The sequence below is a fragment of the Sphingomonas oligophenolica genome, from assembly GCF_039522915.1.
In the GTDB taxonomy this organism is placed as follows: Bacteria; Pseudomonadota; Alphaproteobacteria; order Sphingomonadales; family Sphingomonadaceae; genus Sphingomonas; species Sphingomonas oligophenolica.
The window spans coordinates 66720-88758 of the sequence record NZ_BAAAEH010000032.1 but is presented as its reverse complement, the minus strand read 5'-3'; the positions used below and the strand labels follow the sequence as shown (position 1 = coordinate 88758).

18 protein-coding genes are annotated in these 22039 nt (G+C 65.0%); 9 read left to right on the top strand and 9 right to left on the bottom strand.

The window, feature by feature from the left end; genetic code table 11:
* Positions 1–13: 13 nt before the first annotated feature.
* From ABD050_RS15655 to galA, 4 genes are all read right to left on the bottom strand, one after another.
* Entirely contained in the window at positions 14–2746 is a 2733-nt protein-coding gene (locus ABD050_RS15655; protein ID WP_343890394.1) for a class I SAM-dependent DNA methyltransferase, read from the bottom strand.
* A gap of 147 nt (positions 2747–2893) precedes the next feature.
* Positions 2894–3358 (bottom strand): HEPN domain-containing protein, encoded by a 465-nt coding sequence (locus tag ABD050_RS15650; protein ID WP_343890393.1) that lies wholly within the window; start codon positions 3356–3358, stop codon positions 2894–2896.
* Entirely contained in the window at positions 3358–4470 is a 1113-nt protein-coding gene (locus ABD050_RS15645) for a GmrSD restriction endonuclease domain-containing protein (protein WP_343890392.1), read from the bottom strand. Before ABD050_RS15645 ends, ABD050_RS15650 begins: the two co-directional genes overlap by 1 nt.
* 599 nt (positions 4471–5069) lie before the next feature.
* Positions 5070–7613, bottom strand: coding sequence for a beta-galactosidase GalA (gene galA / locus ABD050_RS15640; RefSeq protein WP_343890390.1), 2544 nt, complete (start codon positions 7611–7613; stop codon positions 5070–5072).
* Between the two features lie 120 nt (positions 7614–7733).
* Between galA and ABD050_RS15635 the strand changes: the two genes are divergently transcribed.
* From ABD050_RS15635 to ABD050_RS15625, 3 genes are all read left to right on the top strand, one after another.
* Entirely contained in the window at positions 7734–8192 is a 459-nt protein-coding gene (locus ABD050_RS15635) for a hypothetical protein (RefSeq protein WP_343890389.1), read from the top strand.
* A gap of 187 nt (positions 8193–8379) precedes the next feature.
* Positions 8380–8781, top strand: a complete 402-nt coding sequence (locus ABD050_RS15630) for a hypothetical protein (protein WP_343890388.1) — start codon at positions 8380–8382, stop codon at positions 8779–8781.
* A gap of 149 nt (positions 8782–8930) precedes the next feature.
* A complete protein-coding gene (locus ABD050_RS15625; RefSeq protein ID WP_343890387.1) occupies positions 8931–10007 on the top strand; it encodes an NAD(P)-dependent alcohol dehydrogenase in 1077 nt (358 codons plus the stop codon).
* 12 nt (positions 10008–10019) lie between these two features.
* On the opposite strand, the gene ABD050_RS15620 is transcribed toward ABD050_RS15625, so the two are convergent.
* From ABD050_RS15620 to ABD050_RS15600, 5 genes are all read right to left on the bottom strand, one after another.
* Entirely contained in the window at positions 10020–10955 is a 936-nt protein-coding gene (locus ABD050_RS15620) for a ribose-phosphate diphosphokinase (RefSeq protein ID WP_343890386.1), read from the bottom strand.
* A complete protein-coding gene (locus tag ABD050_RS15615; RefSeq protein ID WP_343890385.1) occupies positions 10952–12439 on the bottom strand; it encodes a thymidine phosphorylase family protein in 1488 nt (495 codons plus the stop codon). Before ABD050_RS15615 ends, ABD050_RS15620 begins: the two co-directional genes overlap by 4 nt.
* Positions 12440–12496: 57 nt before the next feature.
* The gene (locus tag ABD050_RS15610; RefSeq protein ID WP_343890384.1) at positions 12497–13777 is read right to left on the bottom strand and encodes an MgtC/SapB family protein; all 1281 of its coding nucleotides are present in this window, start codon (positions 13775–13777) and stop codon (positions 12497–12499) included.
* A 126-nt stretch (positions 13778–13903) separates the two neighbouring features.
* On the bottom strand, positions 13904–14122 hold the full coding sequence (locus ABD050_RS15605) for a hypothetical protein (protein ID WP_343890383.1): 219 nt from the start codon (positions 14120–14122) through the stop codon (positions 13904–13906).
* Positions 14123–14166: 44 nt separating this feature from the next.
* Positions 14167–15774 carry an MBL fold metallo-hydrolase gene (locus tag ABD050_RS15600; RefSeq protein WP_343890381.1) on the bottom strand — a complete coding sequence of 536 codons (1608 nt, stop codon included), beginning with the start codon at positions 15772–15774 and terminating at the stop codon, positions 14167–14169.
* Between the two features lie 397 nt (positions 15775–16171).
* Here ABD050_RS15600 and ABD050_RS15595 point away from each other — a divergent pair, with 397 nt between their 5' ends.
* The 6 genes from ABD050_RS15595 (at position 16172) to ABD050_RS15570 (ending at position 21993) form a co-directional block, all read left to right on the top strand.
* Entirely contained in the window at positions 16172–17149 is a 978-nt protein-coding gene (locus ABD050_RS15595) for an MlaA family lipoprotein (RefSeq protein WP_343890380.1), read from the top strand.
* Between the two features lie 92 nt (positions 17150–17241).
* Positions 17242–18000, top strand: a complete 759-nt coding sequence (locus tag ABD050_RS15590; protein WP_343890379.1) for an SDR family NAD(P)-dependent oxidoreductase — start codon at positions 17242–17244, stop codon at positions 17998–18000.
* A gap of 19 nt (positions 18001–18019) precedes the next feature.
* Positions 18020–18688 (top strand): tetratricopeptide repeat protein, encoded by a 669-nt coding sequence (locus ABD050_RS15585; RefSeq protein WP_343890378.1) that lies wholly within the window; start codon positions 18020–18022, stop codon positions 18686–18688.
* A gap of 19 nt (positions 18689–18707) precedes the next feature.
* Positions 18708–19352: a class I SAM-dependent methyltransferase gene (locus ABD050_RS15580; RefSeq protein ID WP_343890377.1), complete on the top strand. Its 645-nt coding sequence runs from the start codon at positions 18708–18710 to the stop codon at positions 19350–19352.
* On the top strand, positions 19349–19960 hold the full coding sequence (locus ABD050_RS15575; protein WP_343890376.1) for a thermostable hemolysin: 612 nt from the start codon (positions 19349–19351) through the stop codon (positions 19958–19960). The genes ABD050_RS15580 and ABD050_RS15575 overlap by 4 nt, the downstream gene beginning before the upstream one ends.
* Positions 19957–21993 (top strand): AMP-binding protein, encoded by a 2037-nt coding sequence (locus ABD050_RS15570; RefSeq protein ID WP_343890375.1) that lies wholly within the window; start codon positions 19957–19959, stop codon positions 21991–21993. The genes ABD050_RS15575 and ABD050_RS15570 overlap by 4 nt, the downstream gene beginning before the upstream one ends.
* Positions 21994–22039 lie beyond the last annotated feature (46 nt).

Below are 22039 nucleotides of genomic sequence, written 5' to 3'. Positions count from 1 at the left end.
GGGAACCTCCGGCTCAGGCGGCCTTCGCCGCTGTCTTGGTCATACGGGCATAGAGCTTGAACAGATGCTCGAGGCGCTCGGGATCGTCCTTGAACGGACGGCCGATGTAGATCGTCTCAAGATAGTTATCGAGGTTACTATGGGTTTGATGAAGCTCGGCCGGCATCGTCTCTGGATTGTATAGCCATGCAAGCGACCTGCCATCGGCGATATAAGGTTCGCGGACGCGCATGATATCAAGTGCATGCTGTTCCAATGCTTCCTGCTGAGATTTCGAGAATGCAGGCATGGGGAATGTGTTATAAACAAGTGTATTCGAGTAACGCAGTCGAGTTTCTAATCCGCCCGCCACTGCCTTGGCCCACGTCACATGCAGCCCGGAACTGATTATCGAGAAAATCCACATAGGCCCGTCGTGGATAGAAAAAGCCAGATTGCTGATCACTGGATCACTGCCCATGACTTCGACGGGAATGTACAGTCTGTTTTCCGACGCGGTCATCGCGACCACTATCTGGCTATGCTTGGCGGTGTGCATCTCACGAAATTGGTGCGGCTTCCCGGCAAGAGCCTGCGTTCCCGCGTCGCGGTCTTCATGGTTCCGAAATGCCGCGCATTCATCGATCCGGGCAGCGACTGGTGGAAAGGTTTTCGCTAGCTTGAGCTGGCTGTCAGGTATCCAGAGGCAATAACGCGGGCGACTATCTAGCAGTTCTTGGGTGCCATATAGCGGGCGAATAAGGGCAGCCGCCTTGGGATAGGCAGCAAGCAACTTCTCTCGCTCCTGTTCGCTTAGGATGAGTGCACCCCCATCGGCAGGCATATTGCCCCATCGCATGAGCGGCTTCCCGCTCTGGGCATGAGACATACCCTCGACGATGACGTCCGGGGCTGCCGCCAGATAGGCATTGATGTTATCAACTGACGTTATCCGCTCGGCGCTATACAGCCTGCGGCGGATGGATTTGTCGCCAACGCCGATGATTACGCATGTCACACCGGCGTTCTTGGCGGCGCTGTTCGCCCACTTGAATGCCTGATGGGCAAAGACGATGCGGTGGTCCTGATCGATCACATGCGGCCAAAGCAGCCCGACCTGCTCACCCTGACAGATCGAGTTGGTCGAGACGAAGGCGAATGCCGTCCCTCCAGCTTTGAGATACTCGGTTCCACGGGCAAACCAGCAAGCGACATAATCCAGCTTTTTGAATTTCTTCGTCAACGGCGAGAACACTTTAATTATGTCCCGTTTCTGCTCCGGAGTCTGATTGCCGCGACCCAGATACGGTGGGTTGCCGACTACATAGGTTTCGATGTCTTCGGACGGCGGGCAGACCTTCAACCAGTCCTTCCGCAGCGCGTTACCGACGACAATGCTGCCCGCGTCCGTCAACGGCAGCGCCGGCGTCGGCGCGGAGCAAATTTCGTCGAGCTTCCGGTTCATCTGATACTGAGAGATCCACAGCGACAGTTTCGCCGTTTCACAGGCGAAGTCGACCGGATCGATGCCGTGAAAGCTACTGATCTTGATGCCGGTGTGGTAGTCGGCAAGATCGAGTTGCCCCTTGCGCTTCACGGCGCGCATGCGTCGGAATGCCTCGGTCTCGATCAGCCGCAGTTCGCGGTAGGCGATAATCAGGAAGTTTCCCGAGCCGCAGGCTGGATCGAATACCCGCACGCGGGAGATGCGCTCCACGAGCTTCTCCAGGGCTTTCACGTTGTCGCCGGCCGCGGTCAGTTGCTCGCGCAGCGAACTGAGGAACAATGGTTCGAGCACCTTCATGATGTTCGGCACCGACGTGTAGTGCATGCCGAAGTCAGCGCGCATGTCGGTCTGGACGATCGCCTGGATCATCGAGCCGAAGATGTCGGCGTGGATCTGCTCCCACTGCAGATCGGCTGCCTCGAGCAGCAGGCGGCGCGCGCGGCGGTTGAATACTGGCACCTCGGTGCGATCGCGAAACAGTCCGCCGTTCACGTAGGGGAAGTCGACGGCGATCCGTTGCGAACGGACGCCTTGGGCGTGACGGGCCTCCCTGTCCGCCAGATCGAGCGACAAGAACACGTCTTCGACGACGCGCTGCGTATCTGAACCATCGACCTGCATCGCCTCGCGCCGAAGCGTGTTCACGAACAGCTTCTGGGTAAAGATGCCGGTGTCCTCGGCGAACATGCAGAACAACAGCCGGGTCATGAACAGGTTGAGATCGTGAATCCGCTCCGCGCCCCAAGTCGGATTGGCGTCGCGGATTGCGTCGTGGAACTTTGCCATATGACGGGCCGCGCGGACGTCCGCCGTGGTCTCCGGCGCTGGCTTGTAGCGTTCGACGCCAAACATCGGCAGGAGGAAGTCGTAGTTGACCGGCAGTTCCGCTATCCGGTCAAATGGCGGCGTTTCACCGGTTTTCAAATCGATGGCGAGGAATTCGTCCCCGTCGGTGCTCATCACGAATCGTGGGGCATTCTTCGCCGCCGCACCCTTCTTGCCAACCAGCGAGGCCTTCAGCGCCTCGATAGTATTTTGCACTTGTCCCCGATCCGCCGCACGGAACAGAAGTTTCTTGGGCCAAAGTATATTGGACACGGCGAGGCCCTGCGGATGCTTCATCCGAAGTTTGGCGACCTCGTTGCGAGAAGCCTCGTATGCCTCCATGACCCGGAAGGGAAAATCGTGAACCGAGCACGTGCCCGCCGCCACTTCGGTGACAAGCTGGTCCAGATTCTCCTCAATTTCGATCGTGTTCAACAGGTAAATCCCAATTTGAGTCTCTATCGGCCGATCGCCTTGCGCACGTTCGCAACGTCGTTTGCCCTTTAGACCTACGCACCCGGACGGCCGCCGTTTGAGCGTTGCTCGTCGGCCGAGGCCGCCAGACCAGGTAAGTTTGCCGTTCTAATCCTTCGTGGCTTCTACAAGGGCGACAACAATGTTCTTGCAGTCCGTGTAAAGTGTTTCAACACCCGGCAGCCCCTTATTCCCGTCCCCGCCATGGGCGATCGAATTACGAAGAAAGTAGGCTGACGCGAGCGACGTGGACCATTGGTCATTCTTGCTAATAGTTGAGCGGAAAGCAGCCTCCCAGCTCTGGTCGAATCGTATCAGGAGCTGACAGATAGCCTCGCAATCGTAATTCGTGCCTTTTTTGAAGTATGATTTTATGAACTGCAAAACTCTGGGCTGAGCCCTCGTGGTAAGTCGGTCGAGAATGACGACCTCGACGCATCGCTCGACATAGCCGCACACCAAAACGGCACCCAAGCGCCCCAAATCTGACTTCAGCTCATCATCGCCTGCGCCCTTCGCCCGTGCGAAGAATGCATCGAGCTTTCGTTCACGGCTCTCAATCGCGTGCCGCATTAAATGCCTGCGAATGCGGCCGTCGCAAGCGCCAAGCGCTTGCGAACATTTTCCTCGTCGGCCGTTGCACGCTCGCAGGCCTGTCTAAACTCGTCATTGGCGACTAGCGCGTCATACGCACCGCTAACGTCCGCATCAGACGGTGCGGGGCCGGCGTCCAGGCGTTTGGCCAAACCTACCATCACGGCGTCAAAGGCGGCTGCGTTCAGGGCGCGGATGATGCGGAATGCCCGAGGCCCGATCGCAGAATTGACCCTGTCGATCGTGGCCTGGAAAATCTTGGACAGCCGATCGAGCTCATCCTTGCCGACCTTATTCATTGCGGCTGAGAATTTGTTCAGGAAACCGTTCATGGGGCGAGCATATTTGTCGCCATCGCGGTACAGCGCGAAGAATCTGACGATCAGCTCTTCGTCTTTCGCGCGATTATTCTGGCTGGCAAAGACTGCTCGCCACGCCGGGAATTGGTTCAGCTCGCGGACGCGTTCAATGAATGGGCCGAGACTGACACAGTTGCGGATTTCTTGAGGCGAAAGGCGAATGCCGCCTGTGTTTATACGCTCGAATACGAAGTAGATGCTGTCCAGCACGTCTTCTGGCTTATCCTGTTTGAACACGGTCGCATGGACGATCGAATCGTCGAGCTTCAGAACATCGGAAGGATCGAGAGTCTTGTAAGTGCGGTTAAGCCACGGCTCCCGCACGCCTTGCAGCTTGAACTCCTTCCCACGAAGGATGCCGTCGTAGAAGGCTTGCAACGTTCTAAGGCGTTGCTGTCCGTCTATCACTAGGTGCTCGTTGGTCTCAGCCTCTTTGTAGAGAAAGATTCCAGGGACCGGCAGGCCCATCAAAAGGGACTCGATGAATTTCGACGCGTGCTTGGGAGTCCAAACAAACTGACGCTGAAAATCGGGAATGCGAAAAGCTTCTCCGCGCATCCGCTTCACCAAGCTATCTACTGTGTAATCGGCGCCGTAGCTTGAGATGCTGAATTTGGTCGCGCCCGGATCATCGAGAAGTGTTTCATCCTCGACCCCCTCCTCCAGCGCCAAATCGAATTCGTCCTTTCGAACATCGTCATCCCGAATATCTTCTGGCGCGTCGGTGCTCACAGCTTTTCCTTAGGAACGGCAGGTCAGATCGCACACACCACACAGCCTCGCTTGCTGCAAGTCTCACAAGTAGCCCTTCGCGCGGCAGCACTGCCGGCTTCGCTCCCGGGCGATGACGACGCGAGCGGCTAAGGCGGAAGGGCCCGCGCCTCGCTCAGACCAACACTACGCTGCCGCTCAAGGGCGAGTTTTCCAAGACAATCGAGCGCAAACCTGCCGCAGTGCTCCATCAGATTTCATGAAAGCCAGCGAATGGTGAGGGGAAAGTGTGGGCTAGCCACCGAGGGCGTCACAAAAGATGCTGATATTGCAATGTTATAGGCGGGATTCTGGCGTTCCTACCGCGGAACTCAACTCAAAGGTCTCACACTGGCGGCTTAGATCGTTGTCTCTTCCGTGAAATTTTTTTGGGGGCATCTTCGGGGGCATTTAGCTCCGAACCGGATCCACAAAAGCGTTAAAGATCAGTCAACTACGTTCGCAAGCGTGGTAGGGTCATCGCCCACCATCCCTGCCGGCGCGGCCTGTTCATCCGCCCGCCCGCATTTTCCGCGTGAGACGCCATCGCCTCTGTCGGCCGGAATGGGCTGACGTGTCGGTCACGTCCGGTCCCGGTGCGTCGGCACGGCCGATGGACGCTTTGCCCCCTGCGCTCGCAAGGTCAGCGTCGCAGGGGCGAGCGGCGCGGCAAAGGGCACCGCCTCCACTGCCTCGACCAGGATCGGTCCGTTCCTTCTGTCCGATTGCACGATCAGCTGGGCCAGGCCGTTGAACAGCGAGCGTTGCGAACCCTTGTCGCTCTCCAGGCAGTTGGGATCGCCATTGCCGACGCCGATCAGCTTGCCCGCGCCGGACACCCTGAACCCGAGCTTGTGGTTCGCGGTCGGCACCGCCCGGCCTCGCGCGTCGAGCGCCTCGACCTTCACCAGCGCCAGGTCAGCGCCGTCGGCATCGATCGAGAGCCGGTCGGCGGTCATCCGCAGCGCGCGGGCCGGGCCGGTCGTCTCGTGGCGCTCGGTCAGCACCACGCGACCGCCCCGCCGCCCGCGCGCCTCGATCATGCCGGGCTGGTACACCGCCTTCCAGGCGAGATGCCCGAAGCGTGGCATCTTCTGGCTGCCGAGGCTTCGCCCATTCACCAGCAACTCGACTTCATCCAGGTTCGAATAGACCCAGATCGTCATCTCTTCACCTTCGCGGCCCTGCCAGTTCCAGTGCGGGAAGAGGTGAAGGCTCGGCTCGGGTCGCCACCAGGCACGGTAATAATGGAAATAATCCTTCGGGAAGCCGCACATGTCGACGATCCCGAACTGCGAGCTGATCGACGGCCAGCCATAGGGCGTCGGCTCGCCGCGATAATCAAAGCCGGTCCAGGCGAACCCGCCGGCCAGCCACTCGCGCGACCCGTAGACACTCCACCATTGCTCCGGCGTCTCGCCCCAGGGCACCACGCCGTCATAGCTGTTGACGGTGTTCCGAGCCGCATCGCTGCTATACTCGCCCCGGGTCGAGATCGCGCTCGACGTCTCCGATCCGAACACCGGCCGGGTCGGGTGCTTGCGGTGAAACTCGTCCGGAAGCTTCAGATTATAGTTGAACCCGATGATGTCGAGCGGGTCGGACACGCCCTGCTCGTTAGTGCCGTTGACGGCGGCGGACACGACGCGGGTCGGATCGAGCGCGTGACAGCGCCGCACCATTGCCGCTGCGATCGCAGCGCCCTGTCTCGCCATGTCGCCCGATTGCAGCAGCCACTCCTCGTTGCCGATCGACCAGATGATGATGGAGGGCGAATTGCGATGGCGCTTCACCATCAGCTCAAGCTCCTGCAGCCCTTCGGGGTTGGAGCTCATCTGCCGGGTCTCGCACATCATCATCACGCCTTGCCGGTCGCATGCCTCGACCCATTCGGGCGTCGGCATGTTGTGCGATGTGCGGACTGCGTTGCAGCCCATCTCCTGCAGTACAGACAGGCGGAACGCCTGCAGCCGGTCAGGCAGTGCGGCGCCGACACCGGCATGGTCGTGATGGTTGCAGGTGCCCTGGATCTTGAGCGGCCTCTCGTTGAGGAAGAAGCCCTTGTCGGCATCGAACCGCGCGCTTCGGACACCGAACGACACACGCTCGGCGTCGCGCACCGTCGCCCCGCTCAACACCCTGACGACGGCTGAGTAGAGATAGGGCTGACCGGGCGCCCAAAGCTGCGCGGCGGCGATCGTCGCGCCGGCCGAAAAATCCGCCGACGCGCCAGCCGCGATCCGCTGGGCCGGAGCGGTCGCCGTTGCGACCGTGCGCCCGGAAGCGTCGAGGATCGTCCACTCGATCGCCGCCTCGGCGGGCTGATCGCCCTCATTCTCGACGATCGTGGCAAGATCGAGCGTCGCCGCGCCGGCCGCCGGTGTCGCGCGGACGACGCTGTCCCATTTGCCGAGATGGAGCGGGTCCTGCCTGGTCAGCCAGACATGGCGGTACAACCCGGCGCCTTCGTAGAACCAGCCGTCGCCGAAGCTCGCATCGAGCCGGACCGCCACGCAGTTGCGGCCGCCATACACCAGGAAATCAGTCACATCGAAGCGGAAGGGCGCGTAGCCATTGTCGTTGCGGCCGATGAAGCAGCCGTTGACGAACACCACGGCGTCACGCAGCGCCCCGTCGAACTCGATCCAGACGCGCCGCCCGCGATCGCTTTCCGGCAGGTCGAATGTGCGGCGATACCAGCCGATACTGGTCTCGGGATAGCGGCGGCCGAGCGGCTTATAGCCGTGGGAGCGCAGCTTGCTCTCGCCCTCGCCGCCCTCGTCATTCACGAAGGGCAGCTCGACGGCCCAGTCGTGCGGCAGGTCCAGCAGCCGCCACCCGCTGTCGTCGAACGCAGCCTTGGCGATCTTGAAGTCGCCGGTCTTGGCGAAGTCGCTCTGCCCGGCGCCATAGCCGAAATCCTTGGTGGGATCACTGGCGTGCCCGAACGCGAACCTCCAGCCAGCGTCGAACGGCAGCTCGTCGCGCGGGAGCAGGCCCAAGTTCAAACGCGCCGTCGAAGGCGATTCAGATGACGGTGCGGCGAAGCCGGCTCCAGGCAGCATCGTGGCGGCGGAAAGGGCCAGGCCCGATGCCACCACGTCCCGGCGAGTGAGGTCGTCCATGAGAGCTCCCGAACGTGAGGTGGAGCCTGATACCAGATCGCTCGCCGGTGCCGAGGCAAAATCGAGGCGACCGCGGGAACACCGGGCGTATCGAAAGGCTCGAACCTCGGTGGCCCAGCGGTGATCGCCGGCGCGGTTGCGATGCTCAGCAGGAAGCGCCGCGGCCGCCACGCAGATCTGGGCACGATCTGTTTCTGGTGTTTGTCGGGGGTGTTCGCGACGATGAGCGTGCTTTCGTTCATGCGATGGGCGGCGAATAACCACCTGCTTCTGCTCGGGGCGCTCGCGATGATATGCGCCTGTCTCGGCCGGACCGCAGCGCGGCGGCGCTGGCGCCAACAATGGCCGAGGATCCATCTCACCGGCATGGGAGCGTGCTACATCGCGATGCTGACCGCCTTTTATGTCGACAACGGCAAGAACCTCCCGCTGTGGCGGGATCTTCCGGAGATCGCACTGGGGATCTTGCCGAGCGCGATCGGCGTGCCGGCCATCCTCGTCGCGTTGCTTCGGCACCCGCTCGCACGCGGCTTAGGCCGTTCGGGGCCGAGCATCGCCCCGTCCGGAGGTTCAGACTGAGCCGGCGAAGGCATGACCGGCAACAGGCACTTGCCTGCTTCGTCGCCGATGCGCTGTGCCCAGGTATCGCCCCCGTGAGCCTATCCGGCAAACTACGCATGGCGCCACCCCCGCCGGGGCGCCAGATTCACCGCAAGTATATGTTGCGCCATTTGCAAGACGCGTCGCGACAATGGGGAACAGGACAATGAAGCTGCTGCTCAGGAACATCGCCATGGTCGCGGCATTGACCGTCACGCCGGCACTCGCCGCCCCGGCCAACGCCCAGTCCCATTCCGATCACGCCCAGGCACCTGCCGCCGCCGCGTCGCCGACGGCGCCCACCCCGAATTGCCCGATGATGCAAGGCATGATGGCGGGCGGGCAGATGATGGGCGACATGAAGCCGGGTCAGCAGCCCGTCGGCAAGGCGCCAGGACCGAAAGGCGACAAGGGCGCCGACGGGATGATGGCGGGCGGCGGCATGTCCTGCATGGACGCAGCACCCGCCTCCGCAGCCCAGCCCGCTCCGACTACGACTCCGGCGCCGGACTCGGCAGCTCCGCCCACGCACGACCACGATCATTCGGGCGTGGCGGCTCCTCAGTAGACGTCACGCGCGATGCCGATCCTGGATATGCGGTGCGGGTCCGGCGGCTTTCGCCTGCGGCCCGACCCCGCGCCCGCGAGGCATCGCTGATGGTCACGGTCCGGCGGAGGCACTGTGCCATTCGTTCCGCGTCGATGGAGTCCTGAGTCATGGCAATGAAGATGAAAGCTGCCATTTTCCTCGAGCCCGGTCGAATCATCCTGGGCGAAAAGCCCGTGCCCGATGTCGGGCCGCTCGATGCGCTCCTCCGGATCACCACCACGACGATCTGTGGGACGGACGTGCATATCCTGAAAGGCGAATATCCGGTCGCCCGGGGCCTGACGGTGGGACATGAGCCGGTCGGCATCATCGAGAAGCTCGGCTCGGCGGTTGCCGGCTATCGCGAGGGCCAGCGGGTGATCGCCGGCGCCATCACCCCCTCGGGCACCTCGAACGCCTCTCTGTGCGGCTTCCACTCGCAATGCGGCGGCGCGCATGACCATGGCTGGAAAGCGATGGGAGGGTGGCGCTTCGGCAACACGATCGACGGCGCACAGGCGGAATATCTGCTCGTGCCCGATGCGATGGCCAATCTCTCGCCGGTGCCGGAGGGCCTCACCGACGAACAGGTGCTGATGTGTCCGGACATCCTCTCGACCGGATTCAGCGGCGCTGAATCGGGCCGGATCCGAATCGGCGACACGGTCGCGATATTCGCGCAGGGCCCTATCGGCCTGTGCGCCACAGCGGGTGCGAGGCTGATGGGGGCGACCACCATCATCGCGGTCGATACCGTGCCCGAAAGGCTGGCGATCGCCCGAACGATGGGGGCCGATCACGTCGTCGATTTCAGCAAGATCGATCCGGTCGACGAAATCCGCCGGATCACGGATGGCCGGGGCGTCGATGTTTCGATCGAGGCGCTCGGGCGGCAGGCGACGTTCGAGGCGGCGCTGCGCGTGCTCCGGCCGGGCGGCACGCTCTCGTCGCTCGGCGTTTATTCGGAGGATCTGCGCATCCCGATCGACGCCTTTTCCGCAGGTCTCGGCGACAACAGGATCGTCACGACGCTGTGTCCTGGCGGCAAGGAACGGATGCGACGGCTGATGGACGTCGTCGCCTCGGGTCGGGTGGACACGGGGGCTCTCGTCACCCATCGCTTCGCGCTCGACGATATCGAGAGCGCCTACGAACTGTTCGCCAACCAGCGGGATGGCGTGCTGAAGGTCGCGATCCGGCCCTGACGGGCCAGCCGGTCAATCCGCATCGCCGGATGCGGCCGATTCCTGCGCTATCGCGCAGGACGGGGGCACCCATCGCGCCAGTGCATCGACGAGGCTGGGGGCGATGGAGGCAGCGGCGGCCGGGCTTGGCACCGTATCGGTCGACCGTACCCGCGCGATCCCGGCGGCGGCGAGTTTCGCGAGATCATTGGGGCCCGCCAGACAATGCGTGGCGACCGCTTCGACGCGGGCCGCGCCGGCCGCATGGAGCAACTCGGCGCAGCGCGCCAGGGTGGCGCCGCTCGAGATGAGATCGTCGACCAGCACGACCGGTCGGCCCCGCACGCCCTGAATGCCGGCGATGGCGAGCTCTACCTGACGGTCGCCGAGGCGGTTCTTCTCCCCGACAAGGACCGGGAGGCCCAATGGTCCTGCCACCGATTCCACCCATGGCCGGGACTCCGCATCGGGACCGATCAGGACGGTGTCCGGCGTGATTCCGGGGCGGAGCATGTCGGCCAGGGTCATTGCGGCCGAGACCGCGACCGCATCGATCCCCGGCAGCACCTCGGCCAGCGAAGCCACGCGGTGGAGATGCGGATCGACGGTCACCAGACCGTCGACATGCGCCGCGAGCAGCCTGCCGATCACTTTCTGGCTCACTGCCTCACCAGGCCGAAATGCCATGTCCTGGCGCATATAGCCCAGATAGGGCGCCACCAGGATGACATGGCGCGCGCCGCGATCCCGCAGCGCCGAGGCCGCCAGCAGCAATTCGACCAGTTTATCGTTGGGATGGTCGAGCGAGCGATAGAGAATGGCGGTGCGTTCCGTGGCCGCGACCTGGACGAGGCTCTCTCCGTCGGGAAAGTGTCGCAACTTGATTGCCCGGCAGGCGATCCCCAGCACATCCGCCAGGCGTCGGGCCGCCGGAAGGCACTCCTCGAAGCTGTGGATGGTTGCTGTCATGACAGGAGCCGGTAGCCCGAGCCTTCGGCGGCGAGGTCGCAGGCAAAGCGCAACCCCGTCTCGGATTGCGCGTGGATCCGGTAGAGGGGCTCGCCCCGGCGCACCTGGTCGCCGACCTTGCGCAGAAGATCGATGCCGGCACCCTTGTCCATCGGCGCGCCGGCGAGCCGCGCGATGCGGGCGATCAGGTGGCAGTCGATCGCGGCGACAGAGCCATCCTCCTCGGCGAGAATCTCGCTGCGCAACGCCCCCGGACGGAAGGTCTCGGTCTGCGCGCCCTGCGCACTGATGAGCCGTTCCATTGCCGCAAGCGCCTTGCCCGATGCCAGAATATCAAGCGCGCGCGCATAGCCGCGCCCGCCTTGCAGCTCGGGATCGAAATCGAGCACGCGCCCGGCCAGCAGCAGCGCCCGTTCGCGCAGATCGTCCGGCGCATCGGCGTCGTTGCGCAGCACGGCCATCACGTCGCGCGCCTCGAGCACCGGCCCGATGCCGCGCCCGATCGGCTGCGTGCCATCGGTCAGGATGACGTCGATCGTCAGCCCGATCTTGTGCGCGACATATTCGAAGAGCTTGCGCAATCGCACGGCCTCGCCTTGCGAGCGGACCTTGGCGGTGGGTCCGACCGGAATATCGATCACCATATGGGTTGAACCGGCGGCGAGCTTCTTGGACAGGATCGAGGCAACCATCTGTTCGAACGTGTCGATGCGGAGTGGCCGTTCGACCGAAATCAGGACATCGTCGGCCGGAGACAGATTCATGCGCCCGGCCCAGGCGAGGACCGCCTTCTCGCTCGCCACGATCGCCCGCATGCGTTCGGCCGACAGGTCGACGGTCGCGAGCACCTCCATCGTATCGGCAGTCCCCGAGGGCGAGGTGATGGCGCGCGACGATGTCTTCGGTATGATCAGGCCATGGGCCGCCACGATCGGGACAACGATCATCGACGTTCGATTACCGGGAATGCCACCGATGCAATGCTTGTCGACCACCAGCGGCGCGTGCCAGTCGAAGCGGTCCCCCGCATCGGCCATCGCGCGCGTCAGGGCGAGCGTTTCCTGGGTGGTCATGAAGCCGGCGCAGGCGACGAGGAAGGCGCCGATTTCCATCGGCGAATAGCGATAGGCCGCGACATCGGTGATGATCGCCGCAATCTCGCTGTCGCTGAGGACGTCGCCACCGATCTTGCGCCGCACCGCCTCCAGGCTGCGGGGCAGCTTGGCTTGCGCGATCGACACGCTGTCCCCTTCCGCCAGGCCCAGTCGCCGGAACGCCTGCTCGCCAAGACCGATCTCGCCGACGCCGACGATATGCGGATCATCGCTGATCGCCAGCGTCGCGAGAATAGCGCCGGCGTTTCCGGTGATCTCGATCTTGCGCATGGCCTGGAACTGCTCAGCGCCATAGCCATCGGCCGAGCGCAGCAGGAATGCCGTATTTTCGGGATGCGTGTCGATCGCCACGCGCCTGATCTTCAACATCGATATCTCCGGTCGGGCACGCTGTGGCTTATCACAGGATGGTCAGACGAGCGGTTTTCATGACGAGGCCTGGCGAAGCAATATGGGCAACATGAGCATTCCGACGCCGACGCTTGCGACAAGCGGCAAAGCGGCCCGCCAGCCTCTGCTCCAACCGGCGAGGCTGATCGCCGCGCCCGCCTTGAAGAGGGTGTTGAGCATGATCGGCGCGGCGAGGACAAGGCCGGCGGTTCGAGCGTCAAGCGTTCCGGACGGCAGTCCGCCCATGGTGATGATGGCTGAATCGACATCCACCATGCCGGACAGCGCAAGCACGGTCGCGAGCCCCGCGTCACCGAACCTGTGCAATACCCAGCGCGAGACGAGCGAAAGGACCATCACCAGCGCCATCAGGCCGAGGGCCGGCAGGATGTCGAACGGGTTGCGGACCGCGACTTCCTCGGCCGGCTGGACCGGACGTCGCATCGCGATGCGCAGATGCCAGAGAGTCGCCAGCGCGCTCATGAGCGCGGCGGGAACGACGAGCATCGCCAGCGCGGGAAAGGCGAAGGGCGCCAGCACCGCGACCAGGACGAGCACGCGCAGGAACATGACTGTCGACGCGGTGGCAATTCCCGCGACGAGAATGGGGGCGCTCTCTTCGCCATTGCGCAGCCGGGTGGCCAGGGCCGCCGTGACGGCGGTCGACGAGACCATCGCCCCGGCGCCCGCGGTCGCGATCGTGCCGCGCGATGCCCCGAGGCGCTTGCTGGCGACATAGCCCGCGAACGAGAAGCCGGAAACCATCACGACGACCATCCATAGCTGGCGCGGGTTCCAGGCATCGAAGGGACCATAAGCGCGGTCCGGGAGCAGCGGCAGGATCACCATGGCGATCAGCGCGAACCGGGCGATCGCATTCACCTCGGCTTCGCTCAGCCGTTTGATCCAACCGTGAAGCTGCGGGCGCATGGCCAGCACCAGCGTGATCACCACGGTAAGGACCGTGGCGAGCGTCGCTTGCTGAGTGGTGGCGAGAAATCCGCAGCTGAGCGTCAGCAGGCCGACCAGGCTCGCCGTCCCGCTCACCTTGTCGGCACGACGCGCCAGCGCTGCATAGCCAAGCAGGACCAGGGCCGCCGCCGCCGCGAGGAGGAGGGCCGCGACAATGCCGTCGATCGAGCGAATCACGCCGGCCATGCCGCCAGCCAGGCCGAGCAGCCCGAACGTGCGAATACCCGCGAAACGGGAACCCGGCTGCTCGTTACGCAGCGCCCATCCGCGCTGGATGCCGACCAGCAGCCCAAGGGCGAGCGAGAGGCCGATCGCCCCGATCGTGTCGATATCGGTCGCCCCCAATCAATCTCTCCGTTGTTCCGGCATGTCTATCCGAGCAAACGCCCGGTTCCGGATATCACGCGGCGGCCTGTCCAGCGTCAGGCAACCTTCCGATCGGCGATCATGTCCGTCCATTCACGCCGACACTTACTCACAGGTCGCCGCGCAAGCGATGCTGACGGTCGCTTGTCGTGACTCAGGACTGGCTACTTGCGAGCGTGCGCGGCGAATCGCCAGCAGGAGCTTCTGATAGTTCCTGACAAACTGGCTGTGGATCGACCGGGCTTCGCTGCCATTGGCGGCATGCCCGAGGACCCGGTGCGCCCGGGCTCTCCCGAGCAAATAGGGAATATCGAGCACGTCCATGGATCACCTCCTCAGGCAAAGGGTGGCATTCGATCGATGCGGCGTCACGACCGATGCCGCCGAACTGCCTGTTCCCCACGAGCCTGTTTGTAGCTCTTGAGCACGGCTCGCATGTCCGCAACGGCGTGCTCGCGAGCCCTTGCGTCGCGAATTTGCGCGAGCTCCCGCTTCAGGCCCGTCGCGAAATCGGCGTAGCTGTTCTGCCAATCCGGCCCGATCGCCGCCTGCAGTTGCGGGTCACCAGTCCTGGTTCGCGCGGCCGGCTTCGCGGGTGCGAGGTGATAGACCTCTCCGATCTCCTGCACGAGGACGGAGGGAGCGATCTGCCTGGCCTGAGCCAGCTGGCGCAGCGCCTCGATCGAGGCGGATTCTCCATGACCAAGGAAAAGGCTGCCGCCGATTGGCCGGCGAGCCTCCATCCAGGCCAGCAGGCCATCCTGGTCGGCATGCGCCGAGTAACTCTCGATCCGGCGGATCTGCGCGCGGACCACGATATCTTCGCCCCAGATCCGCACGCGCGGGGCGCCTTCGAGGATCACGCGACCCAGCGTTCCCTCGGCCTGGAAGCCGACGAACAATATTGTCGCTTCCCGCTTGAAGAGGTTGTGCTTGAGGTGGTGCCTGATACGTCCCGCCTCGCACATGCCCGACGCCGCCAGGATGATCGCCCCCGATACGCTGTTGAGACGGATCGACTCGGCAGTCGAATCGACGAAATGAAAGGCAGTGTTTCGGAAGATGTTTTCGCCGTTCGTGTCTTCCAGCGTCTCGGCATATTTCGCGAAGACGCTCGTCGCCTGGTTGGCGAGCGGAGAATCGACGAAGATCGGCACTGAAGGGATTCGCTTCGCGTCGATCAGTGCTGCCATATCGAGCAGAAGTTCCTGCGTCCGCTCGAGCGCGAACACCGGTATGATGAGATTGCCGCCGCGCGCCCGCGCGCTTTTGATCTCGGTCTCGAGCAAAGCGCGGCGTTCGAGGATCGTCAGATCCTCCCGCTTGCGGTCTCCATAGGTGGATTCGCAGATGACGTGATCGAACCCGGCGGGGCTTTCTGGATCGGGATGGAAGGCCTTGTGCTCGGGCCCGATGTCGCCCGAGCAGAGGATATGGGTGTCATCGACCAGCAGCTCGACCGAGGCCGATCCCAAAATATGTCCGGCATTCCACAGACGAGCCTTGAAGCCGGGAGCGGGCTCGAACCATTCTTCGAGCGCTATCGTTCGGGCCTGCCTCCAGGCAGCCATCGCATCCTGCTCGGTATAGATGGGCTCGATGTCCGGAAGGTCAGCGCGATCCTTGCGCCGATTGCGTCGGGCGGCGTCGCCCTCCTGGATACGGCCGGCATCGGCGAGCATGAATTCGAGCAGCGCCGCGGTCGGCTCAGTGCACCAGATATCGCCGGCGAAGCCCTCGGCGACGAGACGGGGCAGCAAACCGCTGTGATCGATATGCGCATGCGTCAGGATGACCGCATCGACATCGCGGGCATCGAATGCGAAGGCACCGCGGTTCAACGTCTCCAGCGTCCTCGAACCCTGAAACAGACCGCAGTCGACGAGGACGCGCTTTCCACGGTGACGGAATTCCATGCACGAGCCCGTGACGGTGCGCGCCGCGCCATGGAAAGCAAGGGTGAGTCTGTCCGTCATGTCGCGCGCCGATGGTTGATCCATGAACGATCGTTACGCTGATGGACCGGAGCCCGACACTTGGTATGTCTACCTATTGATGGTTTGCCGCGGCGCCAGCCTCGCGGTTCGGGGACATGATTTGGAAGAAACGGCCGGGGGCCGCCCTCGCTCGACCGAGACCGACGATCCTATCGCCCCATATTCTGCTGCGCGGCGGGAACACCTGAGGAGATCGGGAATCGGCGGCGTCATAACGATGGCCCTTTCTTTTGCGGGAGTATGATGATGGCGATTCGGGATCGACTGGAATGAAGATATCGGTTGATGGCATCATGGCCTGGCCAGCGTCGCCCGAGGGAGAGCCGCGTACCGAAGCGACGCGCATGAGCGCGCAATCCGCCGAAAACACCATCGAATGAGCGTTCTGATCATCGCCGCCCTCGCGCTGCTCGAGGCCGGGACAGGCGACCCTGGCACAAAGCCGGGGGCGCCGGTTCCGATGATCGCACCGGCAGGAAGCGAACAGGGAATTCCGGCGCCGGCAATCCCGGTCGCAGCCGCAGAATTGCCGCCGCATGTCGCCGACGCCGACGCGCCCTTCAAGGAAGCGCCCGTTGCCACGGAGTCCGGCCCCAAGGAGGACCAGGCAGATATCGTCGTCACCGTACGCGGGCGCTCGGCGCCCGGCGACCCGATCGAGGCAGTCAATTTCAAGGCATTCGCGGCCACACAGGCAATCGACCGTGCCTTGGTCGGCCCCGCCGCACTCGCCTATCAGCACACCGTGCCGGCTCCGGTGCGGAGCGGCGTGCGCAATGTCCTCAACAATCTCCACGAGCCCGATGTCTTCCTGAACTATCTGCTGCAGCTCAAGCCGGGCAAGGCGGCGGAGACCTTCGCGCGCTTCGCGATCAATTCGACGATCGGCGTCGGCGGGCTGTTCGACATCGCGAAGCGGCGCCCGTTCAAGCTGCCGCGTCGCCATAACGGCTTCGCCGACACCTTCGGCTATTATGGCGTGAAGCCCGGGCCCTTCCTCTACCTGCCGCTGATCGGCCCGACGACGGTGCGCGACCTCATCGGCGGCGGCCTCGATCGCTTCGTGCTGCCGCTTGCGGTCGGCAGGCCCTTCAACCGGCTCACCTTCACCATACCGGTCGGGGTGGTCAGCGCGCTCGATCATCGCGCCGAATTCGACGAGCAGCTCCATATCCTGCACGACGGCGCCGCCGATCCCTATGCTGCCTCGCGCGACTTCTATCTACGCCGGCGCCAGGCCGAGATCGACGGGCTTCACGGCAAGCGCCATGGCGCCGCCAAGCCCGAATCCGCGCCCGCCGCGGTTTCCGCGGAGCCGACGGCGCCCGCGCAAAAAAGTCCGGCGCCCGACTGAGGTTCACCCCCGCCGCGCCGTCCAACGCATATCGCGAAGGAGCACTGCATGGGGTATAACCGACATTCTGGATTGCCCGGGCGCGGCCGCCGGTGACTGCCTTTCGGGACAGGCAGATCGTCGTCACCGGCGCCGCAGGCGGCATCGGATCGCTGGTTGCAGCCCAGCTCGCCGCAGCAGGGGCCAATGTCATCGGCGTCGACCGGGCCGATTGCCCGAACTGCGCCGAGACGCTGCGCACCGACCTTTCGACTGAGGCGGGGCTGGCCGATCTCAGCGCCGATCTCGCCGGGCGGCGCGTCGACATCCTCGTCAATCTCGCCGGCATCCAGAATTTCGGCCCGCTCGCGGCGCAGAACCCGGCCGGCATCCGGCTCGGCTTTGCGGTCAATCTGATCGCGCCGGTCACGCTCGCGCGGGCGGTTCTGCCGCAGATGCTCGAGCGGGGCGCCGGCCATATCGTCAATATCGGCTCGGTGATGGGCTCGATCGCCTATCCGCATTTCGCCGCCTATTCGAGCAGCAAGGCGGGCCTGCGCGGCTTCAGCGAGGCGCTCCGCCGCGAGCTCCACGGCCTCGGCATCGCCGTGACCCATATCGCGCCGCGCGCCGCGCGCACCGGCTTCAACGACAGCCGCGTCGCCCGCTTTCTCGCGATGACGAAGATGAAGGTCGACGAGCCCGACAGCGTCGCCGGCGCCATCGTCTCGGCAATCGCGGGCCGCAGGAAGGATGTCGTGATCGGCGCGGCCGAACGCTTCCTCATCGCCGCCAACGGCCTCGCGCCGCGGCTGATCGATGCCGGCCTCGCCCGGCAGACGGCAGCCGCGCGCGCGCTTTTCACCTCGTGAACGAAGCAGGACGACCGACATGCAGATATTGAAGAAATGGGGCAGCACCGCCTTTGCCATCATCGCCTTCGGCTTCGGCGGCAGCGCCAATGCCTCGAACGACCCGGCAATGGATGCCCAGGTCAGCCATATCGACAATGAATGGGCGCGGATCAAATATCAGGTCAAGGACAGCGACGCCCGGGTGCGCCAGATGGACGCGCTGGCGAAGCAGGCGGCGGCGGTGGTGGCGCGCTATCCCGGCCGCGCCGAGCCCCTGTTGTGGCAGGGCATCGCCACCAGCGAGGAAGCGGCGATGGCCAATGTCTTCCATCAGCTGAGCCTCGCGACCACGGCGCGCGACATCCTGCAAAAGGCAGCGAAAATCGATCCGAAGGCGGCCAAGGGCGGCGTCGTGATGAGCCTCGGCGTGCTCTACTACAAGGTGCCCGGCTGGCCGGTCGGCTTCGGCAGCAAGGAAAAGGCGCAGCATTATCTGCAGAATGCGCTGGTGCTCGATCCCGACGGGCTCGACGCCAATTATTTCTACGGCGATTTCCTGATCGCGCAGGGGGACTATGCCAAGGCCAAGCTCTATCTCGCCCGCGCGCTGAAGGCGCCGGTCAACCCGCATCGCCCGGTCTGGGATTCGGGGCGCCGCGCCGATGTGCGCGAGCTGATCGCCAAGGCCGACAAGCATCTCGGCTGATCGGGGCGGCACCGCAGCCATGCCGATCTGGCACGCCATCGGGCGGCAACTCGAACATCCCCGCGGCGCCTGGGGGCGCATCACCGGCGCGGCGATGCGCCTCGCCAATGGGCGGCCCAATGCGCTCGCGATCGAGGCGCTCGACATCGAGCCCGATCATGTCGTGCTCGATCTCGGCTGCGGCCCCGGCGCAACCGTCGCGGCGATGGCGCGCCGGGCGCCGCTCGGGGTCGTGCACGGCCTGGATCAATCAGCGACGATGATTGCCCAGGCCGCCCGCGCGAACCGGCGCGCGCTGCGATCGGGCCATGTCTGCCTGGCCCGGGCGCGTTTCGAGCGACTGCCCTATCGCGACGGCGGCATCGATCGGATCCTGGCCTCGAACGTCATCTATTTCTGGCGCGATGTCGGCGCGGTGGTCGCCGAAATGCGGCGCGTGCTCCGCCCCGGCGGCCGGATCGTCATCTACGCCACCGATGCAGCGGCGATGAAGCGCTGGAAATTCGCCGGGCCCGACACCCACCGGCTGTTCGACGCCGCCTCGCTGGCCGCCGCCCTCGGTAGCGGCGGCTTCGACGAGCGCGACATCGCCGTGCGGGGGGTCCGGATCAGCGGCGCGATCAACGGACTGATTGCGGTGGTCTCGGCTGGAGCCGCGCGATGAGGCATTGGACTGAGGTGCCGCGGCGGCAGCGGCGTCTCGCGATCAACAAGGAGAATATCCCCATGCGGGAAGACGGCATCAAGCGTTTCGTCAGCGAGCGGTTCCAGGCGCGGCTGGCGGCCCGGCCCGATCCGCATTTCGCGTCGTGGCGCGCGGTGTCGGTGGCGGGCGGCGCGCTCGGCGCAACGCTCGGCTATCGCGGCGCTACCGAGGACCGGCTGTTCCTCGAAGCCTATCTCGATGCGCCGATCGAGGCAGTCGCGTCGCGGGCGCTGCAGCGCGAGATCGGGCGGGCGAGGATCGTCGAGATCGGCTGCCTCGCCGCCATCTCGCCCCTGGCGCTGGTGCGGCTCTGGGCCGAGACCGCCGTCGAGTTCGCCGATCGCTATGATGTCGCCGTCGCGACTCTCAGCGCGTCGCTGCGCCGGCTGATCACCCGTGCCGGCGTGCCGATCGTCGAGCTCGCCCCGGCTGACCCGACCCGGATCGCCGAACCCGAACGCTGGGGCAGCTATTATGACGATGCGCCGATGGTCTGCGCCGGATGGACTCATAGTGGTGCCGCCGGTCTCGGCCGGTTCCGCACCCGGACGGAGCGGGCGGCATGAGCGCGATCATCGACGCGATCCTGGCGCGCGCCGCCGGGATTCCCGATGCGATCGCGTTCGACGATGGCGAGAGCGTGGTCCGCTACCGCGACCTCGGCCGCCAGATCGAGACGGTCGCCTCGGTAATCCGGTTCAGCCTGGGCAGCATCGCGCCCGGCGCTGTCGCCATCGCCAAGGGCAACGGCACCAACTGGGCACTCGCCGATCTGGCGCTGCTGTCGCTCGGCATCCCCTGCGTGCCGCTGCCGCCTTTCTTTTCCGACGGCCAGAAAGCGGCCGTGCTGAAGGATGCCGGCGCCATCGCGCTGATCGAGCGGCGCGGCGTCACCCTTTTGCCGGGCTCACCGGCGGATATCCCGGCTGGTACCGCCAAGATCACCTACACCTCCGGCTCGACCGGCGATCCCAAGGGCATCTGCCTGAGTGAAGCAGCGATGCTGGCGACCGCGCAGGCGATCGTCGCGCGACTCGGCGCCGGCATGGCGGGGGTCCATCTTCCCGTCCTGCCGCTGCCGGTGCTGCTCGAAAATGTCGCCGGCCTGTATGCGAGCCTGCTCGCGGGCGGCACCTATGCCACCCGCCGTGCCGACGCGCTCGGCCTCGCTTCGCCCTTCCGCCCCGATTTTCCGACACTGCTCGGCGCAATCGAGGAAGCGCGTGCGACGAGCCTGATCCTGGTGCCCGAGCTGCTCGCCGGGCTGGTCGCGGCGATGGAAGCGCGTGGCGCGCGGCTGCCGTTGCTCCGCCTCGTCGCGGTCGGCGGCGGGCGAGTCCCGGTCACCCTGCTCGATCGCGCCGCCGCGCTCGGGCTGCCGGTGATCCAGGGCTATGGCCTGACCGAGTGCGGCTCGGTCGTCTCGCTCGAGCAGCTCGGTGAAGCCGTGCGCGGCACGGTCGGGCAACCGCTCGATCATGTCAGGGTGTCGCTCGCCGCTGACGGCGAGATCATCGTGCGGGGCATCGGCCATCTCGGCACGGTCGGCGCGCCGCGCGCGTCCGGCCCGATCAGCACGGGCGACCTCGGCACGATCGACGAGTCCGGCCGCCTCACCATCATCGGGCGGAAATCGAGCATGCTGATCACCGGCTTTGCGCGCAACGTCGCGCCCGAATGGATCGAGGAGGTCCTGTGCGCCCAGCCCGAGATCGCCCAGGCACTGGTTCACGGCGAGGGCGATGCAGCGCTGTCCGCGATCATCGTGCCGAGCGCGCTCACCGCCGATGCCGGCGCCGGCATCGCCGCCGCCAATGCGACCCTGCCGGATTATGCCCGGGTCGGGTCGTGGCGCCTTTCCCGGCCCTTTACCCCGCTCGACGGCACGCTCACCGCCAATGGCCGCCTGCGCCGCGCCGCGATCCTCGCCCGGGCGGCGAGCGCGCCCTTCTTCGACCAGCTCGTCGCCCGCACCGCCGGCGCCCGCAGCCGGATGCTGGCCACCCCCCAGCTCCGGGCCGGGCTTGCCGGCCGGATCGGGCGCGACACCTATCTCGCCTATCTCGCCCAGGCCTATCACCATGTCCGGCACACCGTGCCGCTGATGCAGCTGGCTCGCGGCCGGCTCGGCCGGTCGCCGATGCTGGTCGAGGCGCTCGACGAGTATATCGTCGAGGAAAGCGGCCATGAGCACTGGATTCTCGACGATATCGAAGCAGCCGGGGGCGATCCCGTCCGGGTCGTGGCGGACGGCCCCTCAGCGGCGACCGCGGCGATGGTCGACCATGCCTATGCGACGATCCGCCATGGCAACCCGGCGAGCTTTTTCGGCATGGTGTTCGTGCTCGAAGGCACCAGCATCGCGCTCGCCAGCCAGGGCGCCGAGGCGGTGCAGGCAAGCCTCGGCCTGCCGCCCGAGGCCTTCCGCTACCTCACTTCGCACGGAGCGCTCGACCAGGAGCATATGCGCTTCTTCGAATCGCTGATGAACCGGATCACCGATATCGAAGACCAGGAGGCGATCGTCGCGATGGCCGATCGCATCTTCGACCTGTTCGGTGGGATGTTCGCGGCGATCCCGCTCCCGCACCACGCCTGAAGGCAGCGCGCCATTCGCAACAATACGGACTGCGGACCGGCGCCCG